Genomic DNA, 12,605 nt, shown 5'->3' with positions numbered 1-12,605 from the left:
AGTGTGAACGAAGTGTTAGAAGAATTTTGCATAATCATTACCCGGCAAAGGCATTTAGAGAATAAAAAAACGGATGCTAGCCTGAAATTTTCCTCCTGTTGAGACACCAGATGAAAACCTTTCGCTTCAGTATCTGTGCACTTGCACTGTTCAGTTCGTCCGTCTTTGCCGCCGGCACGCTGTCGGTTGGCGATCAGCGCGCCAATGCGCGTGCCATCCTCGAAGCTTCGGGCGAGCTGAGCAATGTTCCTTACACCATTGAATGGCATGAGTTTGCCAACGCCGCGCCGCTGCTGGAAGCGATGCGCGCCGGTTCGCTGGATGCCGGGTCGGTAGGCGACGCGCCGCTGACCTTTGCCGTGGCGGCGGGGCTGGACGCGAAAGGCATTCTGGCGACGCGCTACGCCGGAAACGCGCTAATCGTTAAGAAGGGCAGCGCCATCCGTAACGTAAGTGAGCTGAAGGGCAAAAAAATCGCCACGGTGAAGGGCTCTTCCGGCCATAACCTGGCCATGCAGGCGCTGGGCAAGGCGGGCCTTCAGCCTTCCGACGTCACCTTCGTCTTCACTACGCCAGCCGAAGCCACGCTGGTGCTCGACCAGGGCGGCGTTGACGCCGTCGCCACCTGGGAACCCTACGTGTCGTTCGCCACGCAGCAGTCCGGCGCGCAGATCATCGCTGACGGCAAAGACTATCCGGCACTCAGCTATCTGGTTGCCAGTAACAAAGCCATCGCCGACAAAAAAACGGCGCTGGCTGACTTCAGCCAGCGGCTGATCCGCGCACGCAGCTGGACGGCGAAGCATCCGCAGGCGTACGCCACCGCCATTGCCAGACTGCTGCGTATTCCGCAGGAGGTGGCGCTGCTGAAGGTGAAACGCGAGCTCAATCAGGTCGAACCTGATACGCAGGCGGTGCTGGCGGTTCAGCAAAATACGGCAGATTTGTATCTGAAAAACGGTCTGATCCCCAAACCGATTGAGGCGAAAACCTTTATCGATCTCAGCCTGTCGCAGGGGAAATAGCATGCATCTGGCGCTCTATCTCAGCGACACCGGGCTGCACGCTGGCGGCTGGCGACATCCGGCGGCGGAAAACCCCGATCCCATGCGGCTCGACACCTGGCTCACGCTGGTGAAAAAGGCCGAAGCGGCGAAGTTTGATTTCGCTTTTGTTGCCGACAAACTCTCCATTGACGACATCTACGGCGGCGATATCGCCACCACCGTACAGTACCGGCCGGGCTACGCGCGGCCTGAACCGATGGCGCTGCTGACCGCACTGGCGCTGGGCACGGAACGCATTGGCCTGGGCGGGACGCTCTCCACCACCTACGGCGAGCCTTTTCACGCCGCGCGAACGCTGGCCACGCTCGATCATTTCAGCCACGGGCGCATGGCCTGGAACGCGGTGACCTCCACCAACGACGGCGAGGCGCGCAATTTCAGCCGGATGCAGCACATGGGGCATGCCGAACGCTACCGGCGCGCGGACGAATTTATCGCTGCCGTACATCAGCTTCTTGCCAGCTGGCAGCCGGGCGCGCGGGTGGTGGATAAAGCCAGCGGCATTTACGTCGACGCCAGCAAAGTCCGCTATACGCGCTTCAACGGTGAACACTTCCATATTCAGGGGCCGCTTACCGTGGCGGCGCCACCGCAAGGCAGGCCGGTACAGATTCTGGCGGGCGTCTCGGCGGATTTCAAAGCGGTCGCCATGCGCGTGGGCGAAGTAATTTTTACCGTCCATCCCGAACGGGAGCGCGCCTGCGCCTTTTACCAACAGTTCAAAGAGGATATGGTCGCCATCGGGCGCGCGCCCGACGCCTGTAAGATCCTGCCGGGCGTCATGCCGATTGTGGGGAAAACGCATCGGGAAGCGCAGGAGAAGCGCGCGCGGCTTGATGAGCTGGTCGATCCGCTCGCCGGACTGAGTTTTATGTCGGCGAGCATGAATTACGATCTCTCTCAGCACGATCCCGACGCGCTGTTCCCGGACATATTCGACCGCATCAGCGGCAGCAAAGGGCGTTTTGAATATGTGATCGCTGAAGCGCGGCGGCAGGGAAAAACGCTGGCGGAGGTGGCGAAACGCTATGCGGCCAGCGCCTCTTTTCCGGTCATGGCGGGAACGGCGGAGGAGATAGCCGACGAGATGATGGCATGGGTTGAGAGCAGGGCGTGCGATGGTTTTGTGCTGATGCCTGCGGATATGCCTGCTTCACTGAACGATTTTGCCGACCAGGTGGTGCCCGTTTTGCAGGCGCGGGGAGCGTTTCGGAAAGCGTATTCAGGGACAACGCTGCGCGAGCATCTTAACGTGCCGCTGGAATAGTCAGGGCGAACCCGCAAGGGGTTCGCCCTTAACACTTAGTGCAGCACTAAACCGGCGATTGAGGCCGACAGCACGCTGACCAGCGTTGAGCCGTACAGCAACTTCAGTCCGAAGCGGGAAACCACATTTCCCTGCTCTTCGTGCAGGCCTTTGATCGCGCCCGCCACGATGCCGATCGAGGAGAAGTTAGCAAAGGAGACGAGGAAGACGGAAAGGATGCCTTCACCGCGCGGCGACAGCGAACCGGCAATTTTTTGCAGATCCATCATCGCCACAAACTCATTCGATACCAGTTTGGTGGCCATGATGCTGCCCACCTGCAAGGCTTCGCCCGACGGCACGCCCATTACCCAGGCAAACGGATAGAAGACATAGCCTAATACGCCCTGGAAACTGATGCCGAAAATGGTGTCAAACAGCGCATTGACCGCCGAAATCAGCGCGATAAAACCAATCAGCATCGCTGCAACAATCACCGCCACTTTGAAACCGGCGAGAATGTATTCACCCAGCATCTCAAAGAAGCTCTGACCTTTGTGCAGATCGTTCAGCTTCAGATCCTCTTCGCTTTCAACGCGATAAGGGTTGATCAGCGAGAGCACGATAAAGGTGCTGAACATGTTGAGGATCAGCGCCGCCACGACATATTTCGGCTGGAGCATGGTCATGTAGGCGCCAACGATTGACATCGAAACGGTGGACATCGCGGTAGCCGCCATAGTGTACATGCGGCGCTGCGACATTTTTCCAAGAATGTCTTTATAGGCGATGAAGTTTTCTGACTGTCCCAGTATCAGCGAGCTTACCGCGTTAAACGACTCCAGTTTACCCATGCCATTCACCTTCGACAGCACGGTGCCAATCGCGCGAATGACAATCGGCAGAATGCGGAAGTGCTGAAGAATGCCGATAAGCGCGGAGATGAAAACGATAGGGCAAAGCACGTTCAGCCAGAAGAAGGCCAGTCCCTTATCGTTCATATTGCCGAAGACAAAGCTTGTACCCTGAGCGGCATAGGATAAAAGTTTATCAAACAGGCCTGCGAACCCCTGAACAAATCCCAGACCGACTTCTGAGTTAAGGAAGAACCACGCCAGCAGGACTTCGATCACCAGAAGTTGAATAACAAAACGGACGCGGATATTTTTGCGATCGCTACTTACCAGCAGGGCAAGCAGGGCGACCACAACCAGCGCCAAAGCAAAATGCAGAATGCGGGACATGTATGCTCCAAATTTGAAGGCTGTTATATTGCGGTGCGTATTCTATGTAACAAGCAACGGAAAAACGAGATCCAGGCCGCATTATAAGTATTACCTTTTACCTTCTGCGCAAGAATTCTTCCGCCGATCACATCCTGATACTGTTTAAAAAACCACCCAATAACTTGTAAGGTCATAGCTGATAGCCTAAAGTGAAAAATGTTGCTAATTAATTAACACACCTGTAACGTGGCCTGTGTTATAGCAAAGGCTATACTTATTAGCTCTGGCTATTGTACTGATAAGTTTTTCCTGCCATTAATGCACTTGATAATCATTATCATTTAAAAGACAATGCGTTTATCAGGTGTTTACAGAGGTCATACTATGTTGGAAAGTCGCACCGCGACGCAGCTTGCCCGCGGTTCCCGAAAAATCAAGTTTGCGCTGATGGGGCCTGCATTTATCGCGGCTATCGGCTATATCGATCCGGGCAACTTTGCGACTAATATCCAGGCTGGCGCCTCCTATGGCTACAAATTACTCTGGGTGGTGGTCTGGGCGAACATTATGGCGATGGTTATCCAGCTGATGTCCGCCAAACTTGGCATCGCCACCGGTAAAAATCTGGCGGAACATATTCGCGATCGCTATCCGCGCCCGGTGGTGTGGTTTTATTGGGTGCAGGCGGAGATCATCGCCATGGCGACGGATCTGGCGGAGTTTATCGGTGCGGCTATCGGATTCAAACTGGTTTTTGGCGTCAGCCTGTTACAGGGCGCGGTGCTGACCGGCGTGGTGACCTTCCTGATTTTGATGCTGCAAAACCGGGGCAGAAAGCCGCTGGAAGTGGTGATTGGCGGCATGCTGCTGTTTGTCGCGGCCGCCTACGTCATTGAACTGTTCTTTTCGCAGCCAAACGTGGCAGATCTGGTACAGGGGCTGGCGGTGCCATCGTTGCCTGGGGCGGACGCGGTGCTGCTGGCGGCTGGCGTGCTGGGCGCAACCATCATGCCGCACGTTATCTATCTTCACTCCTCGCTGACGCAAAACCCGGACGGCGGAACGCGCGGCGAGCGCTATAACTCAACGCGGCTGGATGTGGCGATTGCCATGACCATCGCCGGGTTTGTGAATCTGGCGATGATGGCGACCGCCGCAGCGGCTTTTCACTTCAGCGGACACACCGGCATTGCCGACCTGGATCAGGCCTGGCTGACGCTGGATCCGCTGCTGGGCAAAGCCGCCGCGATGGTGTTCGGCCTCAGTCTGCTGACGGCTGGCCTCTCTTCAACCGTTGTCGGCACCATGGCGGGGCAGGTGGTGATGCAGGGCTTTATCCGTTTTCACATTCCGCTGCTGGTGCGGCGGGTAGTGACGATGCTGCCCTCATTTATTGTGATTTTTGCGGGCTGGGAGCCCACCCGCATTCTGATCATGAGCCAGGTGCTGCTGAGCTTCGGTATTGCGCTGGCGCTGTTGCCGCTGCTGTCGTTCACCGGCAATCGTGAGCTGATGGGCGATTTAACCAATTCACGGCTGATGCAAAACGTGGGGCGCGTCATCGTGGTCATCGTGGTTGCGCTCAATCTTTACCTGCTGATTTCCATGGTGACGGGCTAATTCTTTCTGCATAAAAAAGCCGACATGACGTCGGCTTTTTTTATGTCTTAACCGCGATGGCGATTGTCGTAGCGCAAACGCTCTTGTCGCTGCCAGTCGCGGTGGCGATCGCGTTCACGCCATTCGCGATGCCGCTCCCGCTGCTGCCACTGCCGCTGGCGTTCATACCCCTGCCACCGGTACTGACGCTGCCATTCATAGCGCTGGCGCCTCTCCTGCTGACGTCGCCACTGCTCATGCTGTCGCCAGCGCCCTTCATCGTAGCGATAATTGTTGTACCGCCCATTCGAATAATTGTCGCCAATCTGAAGCGATATGCCCGGTGCAAGAGGAATCGCTGTGTTATCGGCCTGCGCTGTGTGCATCGCCAGGGGAGAGAAATTTGCCAGCAACGCGGCAATAAGCAAGAGATGTTTCATGATGACTCCTTATCAGCGCACCATCAGCGCACCGTTAAGGCAGATTATAAAATGGGCAGTGAGGTTTCGCCTGGCGCAATCCGAAAAAAGCGCCAGGCGGGGCGGTTTGAGACTTCTCCGCAGCCGGTGACCTATCCAAGAATCGTAGCGATCTGATCCAGTTCAGCCGGCGTGAAATCGCGACGAGCCAGCATGCCAACCGCATCGTCAATCTGGCTGATTTTACTGGCGCCGATCAGAACAGAAGTCATGCGCGGATCGCGCAGCACCCATGCCAGCGCCATTTGCGACAGCTTCTGCCCGCGCTGCTGCGCCAGCTGATTCAGTTGCTGGATCTTCGCCATCGTCTCTGGCGTTAAGCGATCGCGGCTTAAAAACTGACTGCCGCTGGCGATACGTGAATCGTCAGGAATACCGTTCAGATAGCGATCGGTCAGCAGGCCGCCCGCCAGCGGCGAGAAGCCAATGCAGCCGACGCCTGCGTTGCCTAACACCTCCAGCAGTCCGTTTTCTGGCCCACGCTCCAGCATCGAATATTTCGGCTGATGGATAAGACACGGCGTGCCCAACTGTTTGAGAATGGCGATGGCTTCGGCCGCTCTTTCCGCCGGATAGTTCGACAAAGCAATATAGAGCGCTTTACCCTGGCGAACGATATGATCCAGTGCGCTCATCGTCTCCTCCAGCGGCGTTTCCGGATCAGGGCGATGATGATAGAAAATATCCACGTAATCGAGATTCATGCGCTTCAGGCTCTGATTCAGGCTGGCAATCAGATACTTGCGTGAACCCCAGTCGCCATAAGGGCCGTCCCACATGGTGTAGCCGGCTTTAGAAGAGATAATCAGCTCGTCGCGATAGGGCAGAAAATCCTGACGCAGGATGCGGCCAAAATTCTCTTCTGCCGATCCCGGCGGCGGCCCGTAGTTGTTGGCCAGATCGAAATGGGTGATGCCGCAATCAAACGCGTGCCGGAGCAGTGAACGGCTGGTTGCCACCTGTGTCACATCGCCAAAGTTGTGCCACAACCCCAGCGAGACGGCGGGAAGCCTGAGCCCACTGCGTCCGCAGCGCTGATAGTCCATAGCGCTGTAGCGCTGTGCATCTGCCTGATAAATCATCGTAAACTCCTGTGTGTGAGATCCATGATGCCCGCAGTGTATACGGTTACACCAACGCGTGGCGAGGTGAAGATCGCAACCCTGATAAAACAGGGAGAGATAGCGTAACGCCGGGCCGCCGCTACAATGAGAGAAACTGTGTATCAATACAGACAGAATTCAGAATGATGCCCGTGGGCAAGCGCCGCGCAGGCAGGTAAGGTAAGCGGCTTTATGAATTCACAGGCGTCGGCGGACATTGTTGTTTGAGTCGGGGAAATTTATAGTGTGTTTAAATGACGTAAGCGGAGCAAAACAATAATGACTAAATATGCTTTGGTAGGTGATGTGGGCGGCACCAATGCGCGCCTGGCACTGTGTGACGTTGAAAGCGGTGCGATTTCACAAGCCAAAACGTTTTCCACAGCAGATTATGACAGTCTCGAAGCGGTGATCCGTTTTTACCTTGATGAACAGAAGCAGGATATTACCGACGGTTGCATTGCGATTGCCTGTCCGATCACCGACGACTGGGTAGAGATGACCAACCACGACTGGGCGTTTTCCTCCAGCAAAATGAAGGCGAATCTCGGCTTCGAACATCTTGAGATCATCAATGATTTCACCGCCGTTTCGATGGCTATTCCGATGCTGTCGGAGCAGGATGTAATGCAGTTCGGCGGATCGGCGGCGGTGAAGGACAAGCCGGTTGCCGTGTATGGTGCCGGAACCGGCCTTGGCGTGGCGCATCTGGTGCATGTTGACCAGCGCTGGGTGAGCCTGCCGGGCGAGGGCGGACACGTCGATCTGGCCGCCAACAGCGAAGAAGAGGATCTGATCCTTGAAGTGCTGCGCGCCGAACTTGGCCACGTTTCCGCCGAGCGCGTGCTCTCCGGCGCCGGGTTGGTCAATCTCTATCGCGCCATTGTGAAATCCGACAATCGCGTGCCGGAAAACCTGAAGCCAAAAGACGTTTCCGCGCGCGCGCTGGACGACAGCTGTACCGACTGCCGCCGCGCGCTGGCGATGTTCTGCGTCATTATGGGACGCTTCGGCGGAAACCTTGCGCTGACGCTGGGCACTTTCGGCGGAGTTTACATTGCCGGTGGCATCGTTCCGCGTTTTCTGGAGTTTTTCAAAGCGTCCGGCTTTCGCGCGGCGTTTGAAGATAAAGGACGCTTTCGTGACTACGTTCAGGGCATTCCAGTTTATCTGATCACCCACGACCAGCCAGGCCTGCTTGGCGCGGGCGCGCATCTGCGTCAGACGCTCGGCACCATTCTGTAATTTTTTCCGCCGGCTGACGCGCTATAAACGCATCAGCTGGCGAAATTCTTTCACCCTGCTGCGACTCACCGGCACCTGAAACTCCAAATCGTGCAGCTTAAGCAGATAGGTGTTATTGAACCACGGCTCAATTTCGCGGATTTTACTGAGGTTAACGCAGTAGGAGCGGTGGCAGCGGAAAAACGCCTCGTCAGGTAGCCGGTTACAAAACTCGGTAATATTCATCGACATTACATAGGCTTCGCGGCGCGTATAGACGAAGGTCATCTTCTCGTGCGCTTCGGCATAGTAAATATCGTTGATATCGGTCACGATTATCCGCTCGTCTTTCACCAGGTTAATGGTGTGCGACGCGGCGCGCGGGGCGTCAGAACCGCCCTGAAGCTTTTGCGCCAGGGTGTTTTCCACCTTACGCAGCATCGTGACGATGCGCATCTCCTGATAGGGCTTCAGGATGTAGTCGAAGGCTTCCAGCTCGAAGGCATCAACCGCGTGCTCTTTATAGGCGGTGATAAACACGATCAGCGGCTTGTGGGCGAACTTGCTGATGTTTTGCGCCAGCAGCACGCCGTCCAGCGAGGGAATGTTGATATCCAGAAAGATGACGTCCACCTGATGCGTTTGCAGGTATTTCAGCACGTCGAGGCCGTCATCAAAGGTGGCCTCAATGGTCAGTGCGCTGTGCTGCTGGATCATCCAGCTCAGCTCCTGCTGCGCCAGGAATTCATCTTCTACTATGATCGCTTTCACTGATATTTCCTGATGATAACGCGTTAAGCGGTTAACGAGACGCGCTGCTTCTCTGGCAGAACGGCGCCGTTTTTGCTGATGTAAAAAGCGATTTCCGTTCCCGGTGAGAGGCGCGTGAGGTGCAGCCCCTGACCGTAAAGCAGCCTGACGCGGTGATGCACGTTCAGCAAGCCAATTTTATTGCCCGGCATCTCGTTGCGTTCAACGCGCGCAATCACCTCTTCGCTGATGCCGTTGCCGGTATCACGTACCGCAATGCGAATACGATCGCCCTGATCCTTCACGCTGATAGTCACCACGCCTTTGCCGCGGCAAGGGTGGATGCCGTGAACAATGGCATTTTCCACCAGCGGCTGGATCAGCAGACTGGGCAGCGCGCAGCTCACGTCCTCTTCGATATCGTAAATCACCGTCAGCTTATCGCCAAAACGCGCCTGCTCAATGGCAATATAGTCTTTGATCTGGTACAGCTCTTTTTTGATATCAATGATTTCATCGTCATTCAGCTCCAGGTTGTAACGCAGGTAGCGCGACAGGTTGCTGATCAGCTGGCGAGCGGTATCGGGATTGATGCGAATTGATGACGAAATGGCGTTCAACGCATTGAAGAGAAAGTGTGGGTTGATTTTGCTCTGAAGCGCGCGCAGCTCCGCTTTGTTGGCCATCTCTCTGAGCTGTTCAGCGCGGGACACTTCAAGCTGGGTAGAGATAATTTGCGACAGGCCAATCGCCATCTCTTTCAGCGACCAGGTGATGCGGTGCGCATGGCGATAGTAGATTTTCAGCGTGCCCGTTACTTCCCCTTTTTCCCATAGTGGAATCACAATCATCGAGTGAATTTGCGGCGTACGGTGCGCTTCGTCGTTGTTTCTGATGATGATTTCGCCGTGGTTAATGGCGCGGGCGGTGGTCGGACTGATGTGGTCATCGCCTTCGTGGTAGTTCTCTTCTCCCACGCCGACATAGGCCAGAATCTGGTTTTTATTGGTGATAGCCACCGCATCTGCGTTAATATCGCAGCGAATAATATCGCAAATTTTGCGCAGCGACTCACTGTTTACCTGACGAAAAAGCGGCAGAGTTTTATTGGCGATATCCAGCGCCAGCTTTGCCTGACGCGCGGCGACGGCCTCTTTTTCACCCTCAACGCTCTGGATCAGCAGGACAATCAGGCCAATACTGGCGGCGCCCAGGATCATCGGAAGGGCGATTTCACTGACGATGTCGAGGCCAAGCGCGGTGGGTTTCGCCCAGGCAACGATCAGCAGCATGGTCAACGCTTCGCACAGCATGCCGCCGACGATACCTGCGCTCCAGCGCTTCTCTTTCGCCACCTTCAGGTTTATCCAGCCTGAGACAAAACCGGCGGTGATACTGGTGATCAGACAGGGAACAGAGGTGACGCCGTGAACATCGATCAGAAAACGGTGCAGGCCGGCAATCACGCCGGTCGCAATGCCGACCCACGGGCCGAACAGAATGCCGCCGGACATAATGGCGATGGTGCGTACGTTCACCAACGATCCTTCCACATTTATCCCGCTCCAGGTGCCGAACAGCGCAAACAGCGAAAAAATGGCGGTAACGGCCAGCAGTTCCTGACGTGAATGCTCATCCTTTTGCAACAGCTGGCGGAATGGCCGGATGCGGGTCATAAAGAAGAGGCAAATAAGCATCAGCGCGGCGCGATCTAAAACCGCAAGCAGCATATTGAATGTGGCGTGCACGGGCGCCTCGACGGAGGTGAAGAATAAAGCGTTATGATAAGTAAAGCGGGGGCGATACGCCAGCCGGGAGAGTAAATGCGGAAATCCTGGTGGAAAAAAGAGGATTAAAAAAATGGATTTTTGTGGTTATTTTTTGTTCATAACGGCCGTGAGATCGTCGTAAAATACGCGAAGAAAAAATTAAAGCGGAAGCGTACTTAATGGGCCTTTTAAAATTTCCCCTTATCAGAGAAGAACTATGCAGCTTTCTACCGAGCGTTTGCGGCTGACGCGTCTGCAAGCGGAAGACTGGCCGATTTTTTATCAGGTACATACGGATGAAAACGCGATGGCATTCATTAGCGAAGTGCGACAGGATGCCGAAATTCGCCAGCGATTCAACGACCGCCTCGCGCCCTGGCAGGTGACCAGCTTTCATATGCTCTGCCTGACGATCAGGCTGGCCGCAACGGATGAAGCGGTAGGATTTATCGGCGCAAATGCTGAATGGGCGCCGTTTCGCCAGGCTGAAGTGGGTTATTCCTTGCTCAGCGCCCATTTCGGTAAAGGGTACGGCAGCGAAGCGCTCTCGGCGCTGACAGATTTTCTGTTTAACGACTGCGAGTTTCATAAGCTGAAGGCGGAAGTGGTAGAAGGAAACTGGGCTTCGCGCCGGGTGCTGGAGAAGAACGGATTCAGGCTTGAGGGCACTTTTCGGGATAATTATCTGCTGCGAGGCCGCTGGGTAAACGACTGGATGTTCGGCTGCCTGAAATCAGACCGCAAATAAAATTTTGTGCTGACCTCTCGACAGCGGTATCGCTAAAAGGCTATGTTCATTCCTCGACCATATTGTGGTCAGCGTCGCTCGGACGGTCCGGGCGCTAACGTAAATCAGAGGTTTCTATGACAAGTCCCCTGCGGCATTTTTCCCGTATCGAACGTCTTCCGCCTTACGTATTCAATATTACCGCCGAACTGAAAATGGCCGCACGCCGTCGCGGTGAAGATATTATCGATTTCAGTATGGGCAATCCCGATGGCCCGACGCCGCCGCACATTGTTGAAAAACTGTGCGCGGTGGCGCAGCGTGAAGACACCCACGGCTACTCCACCTCGCGCGGTATTCCTCGCCTGCGCCGCGCGATCTCTCGCTGGTATGCCGACCGCTATGACATTGATATCGATCCTGAAACTGAAGCTATTGTTACGATCGGTTCGAAAGAGGGCCTGGCGCATCTGATGCTGGCGACGCTCGATCATGGCGATACCGTGCTGGTGCCCAATCCCAGCTATCCCATTCATATCTATGGTGCGGTGATTGCCGGTGCGCAGGTACGATCGGTGCCGCTGGTGGCGGGGGTTGATTTCTTTAATGAACTGGAGCGGGCCATCCGCGAAAGCTATCCCAAGCCAAAAATGATGATTTTAGGCTTCCCGTCGAATCCAACGGCGCAGTGCGTTGAGCTGGACTTCTTCGAACGGGTTATCGCGCTGGCGAAACAGTACAACGTGCTGGTCATTCATGACCTCGCCTATGCCGATATTGTTTACGATGGCTGGAAAGCACCGTCGATTATGCAGGTGCCGGGCGCGCGTGACGTGGCGGTGGAATTTTTCACCCTCTCGAAAAGCTACAACATGGCGGGCTGGCGCATCGGTTTCATGGTGGGCAACAAAGAACTGGTTGCCGCACTGGCGCGTATTAAAAGCTATCACGATTACGGCACCTTCACGCCGCTCCAGGTGGCGGCCATTGCCGCGCTTGAGGGCGATCAGCAATGCGTACGCGATATTGCCGAACAGTACAAACTGCGCCGCGACGTGCTGGTAAAAGGGCTGCATGAAGCTGGCTGGATGGTCGATCTGCCGAAAGCGTCAATGTATGTCTGGGCGAAGATCCCGGATCACTACGCGCATCTCGGCTCGCTGGAGTTCGCCAAAAAGATGTTACTGGAAGCTAAGGTTTGTGTGTCGCCGGGGATTGGCTTTGGGGATTACGGCGATACGCACGTTCGGTTTGCGCTGATCGAGAACAGCGACCGCATTCGTCAGGCGGTTCGCGGTATCAAGGCCATGTTTCGTGCGGAAGGCATTTTACCCGGAACGGTAAAGGCCAGCGAAGAAGAAGCGTAACGGTTGGGGTCAGGCTGCGAGGCCTGGCCCTGTTGCAGTCACCCTACA

The 12,605-nt window shown here is 55.5% G+C and carries 11 protein-coding genes; 6 read left to right on the top strand and 5 right to left on the bottom strand.

The features are described from left to right. The first annotated feature begins 110 nt into the window (after positions 1-110). A complete protein-coding gene (locus FA91_RS12640; protein ID WP_034916244.1) occupies positions 111-1,025 on the top strand; it encodes an ABC transporter substrate-binding protein in 915 nt (304 codons plus the stop codon). A 1-nt stretch (position 1,026) separates the two neighbouring features. Continuing rightward, positions 1,027-2,334 (top strand): NtaA/DmoA family FMN-dependent monooxygenase, encoded by a 1,308-nt coding sequence (locus tag FA91_RS12635; RefSeq protein WP_034916242.1) that lies wholly within the window; start codon positions 1,027-1,029, stop codon positions 2,332-2,334. Positions 2,335-2,369: 35 nt separating this feature from the next. Here the strand turns inward: FA91_RS12635 and FA91_RS12630 are convergent, their stop codons facing one another. After that, positions 2,370-3,557 carry a NupC/NupG family nucleoside CNT transporter gene (locus FA91_RS12630; RefSeq protein WP_034916241.1) on the bottom strand — a complete coding sequence of 396 codons (1,188 nt, stop codon included), beginning with the start codon at positions 3,555-3,557 and terminating at the stop codon, positions 2,370-2,372. Between the two features lie 366 nt (positions 3,558-3,923). On the opposite strand from FA91_RS12630, the gene FA91_RS12625 reads away from it, so the two are divergent. Further along, entirely contained in the window at positions 3,924-5,159 is a 1,236-nt protein-coding gene (locus FA91_RS12625; RefSeq protein ID WP_034916240.1) for an Nramp family divalent metal transporter, read from the top strand. Between the two features lie 47 nt (positions 5,160-5,206). Here the strand turns inward: FA91_RS12625 and FA91_RS12620 are convergent, their stop codons facing one another. Both FA91_RS12620 and mgrA read right to left on the bottom strand, forming a co-directional pair. Continuing rightward, positions 5,207-5,578: a DUF2502 domain-containing protein gene (locus tag FA91_RS12620; RefSeq protein WP_034916239.1), complete on the bottom strand. Its 372-nt coding sequence runs from the start codon at positions 5,576-5,578 to the stop codon at positions 5,207-5,209. 131 nt (positions 5,579-5,709) lie between these two features. Further along, positions 5,710-6,699: an L-glyceraldehyde 3-phosphate reductase gene (gene mgrA / locus FA91_RS12615; RefSeq protein WP_034916238.1), complete on the bottom strand. Its 990-nt coding sequence runs from the start codon at positions 6,697-6,699 to the stop codon at positions 5,710-5,712. A 300-nt stretch (positions 6,700-6,999) separates the two neighbouring features. On the opposite strand from mgrA, the gene glk reads away from it, so the two are divergent. Then, on the top strand, positions 7,000-7,965 hold the full coding sequence (glk, locus tag FA91_RS12610) for a glucokinase (protein ID WP_034916236.1): 966 nt from the start codon (positions 7,000-7,002) through the stop codon (positions 7,963-7,965). Between the two features lie 21 nt (positions 7,966-7,986). On the opposite strand, the gene FA91_RS12605 is transcribed toward glk, so the two are convergent. Together FA91_RS12605 and FA91_RS12600 are read right to left on the bottom strand one after the other, a co-directional pair. Continuing rightward, positions 7,987-8,715 carry a LytTR family DNA-binding domain-containing protein gene (locus tag FA91_RS12605; protein WP_034916235.1) on the bottom strand — a complete coding sequence of 243 codons (729 nt, stop codon included), beginning with the start codon at positions 8,713-8,715 and terminating at the stop codon, positions 7,987-7,989. 23 nt (positions 8,716-8,738) lie between these two features. After that, positions 8,739-10,424 (bottom strand): sensor histidine kinase, encoded by a 1,686-nt coding sequence (locus FA91_RS12600; RefSeq protein ID WP_034916233.1) that lies wholly within the window; start codon positions 10,422-10,424, stop codon positions 8,739-8,741. A 256-nt stretch (positions 10,425-10,680) separates the two neighbouring features. On the opposite strand from FA91_RS12600, the gene FA91_RS12595 reads away from it, so the two are divergent. Together FA91_RS12595 and alaC are read left to right on the top strand one after the other, a co-directional pair. After that, complete coding sequence (locus tag FA91_RS12595) at positions 10,681-11,211, top strand: GNAT family N-acetyltransferase (protein ID WP_034916232.1); 531 nt, start codon at positions 10,681-10,683, stop codon at positions 11,209-11,211. Between the two features lie 116 nt (positions 11,212-11,327). Further along, positions 11,328-12,557, top strand: a complete 1,230-nt coding sequence (alaC, locus tag FA91_RS12590) for an alanine transaminase (protein ID WP_034916231.1) — start codon at positions 11,328-11,330, stop codon at positions 12,555-12,557. Positions 12,558-12,605 lie beyond the last annotated feature (48 nt).

The sequence above is a fragment of the Erwinia sp. 9145 genome, assembly GCF_000745075.1.
Taxonomy (GTDB): domain Bacteria; phylum Pseudomonadota; class Gammaproteobacteria; order Enterobacterales; family Enterobacteriaceae; genus Erwinia; species Erwinia oleae.
This window is presented reverse-complemented; position numbering and strand designations above follow the sequence as displayed.

Excerpts from the sequence above, each read along its gene's own strand:
- FA91_RS12600 (WP_034916233.1), bottom strand. The coding sequence starts at position 10,424 with ATGCTGCTTGCGGTTTTAGATCGCGCCGCGCTGATGCTTATTTGCCTC.
- alaC (WP_034916231.1), top strand. The coding sequence starts at position 11,328 with ATGACAAGTCCCCTGCGGCATTTTTCCCGTATCGAACGTCTTCCGCCT.
- FA91_RS12625 (WP_034916240.1), top strand. The coding sequence starts at position 3,924 with ATGTTGGAAAGTCGCACCGCGACGCAGCTTGCCCGCGGTTCCCGAAAA.
- glk (WP_034916236.1), top strand. The coding sequence starts at position 7,000 with ATGACTAAATATGCTTTGGTAGGTGATGTGGGCGGCACCAATGCGCGC.
- FA91_RS12620 (WP_034916239.1), bottom strand. The coding sequence starts at position 5,578 with ATGAAACATCTCTTGCTTATTGCCGCGTTGCTGGCAAATTTCTCTCCC.
- FA91_RS12640 (WP_034916244.1), top strand. The coding sequence starts at position 111 with ATGAAAACCTTTCGCTTCAGTATCTGTGCACTTGCACTGTTCAGTTCG.
- FA91_RS12635 (WP_034916242.1), top strand. The coding sequence starts at position 1,027 with ATGCATCTGGCGCTCTATCTCAGCGACACCGGGCTGCACGCTGGCGGC.
- FA91_RS12630 (WP_034916241.1), bottom strand. The coding sequence starts at position 3,557 with ATGTCCCGCATTCTGCATTTTGCTTTGGCGCTGGTTGTGGTCGCCCTG.
- mgrA (WP_034916238.1), bottom strand. The coding sequence starts at position 6,699 with ATGATTTATCAGGCAGATGCACAGCGCTACAGCGCTATGGACTATCAG.
- FA91_RS12595 (WP_034916232.1), top strand. The coding sequence starts at position 10,681 with ATGCAGCTTTCTACCGAGCGTTTGCGGCTGACGCGTCTGCAAGCGGAA.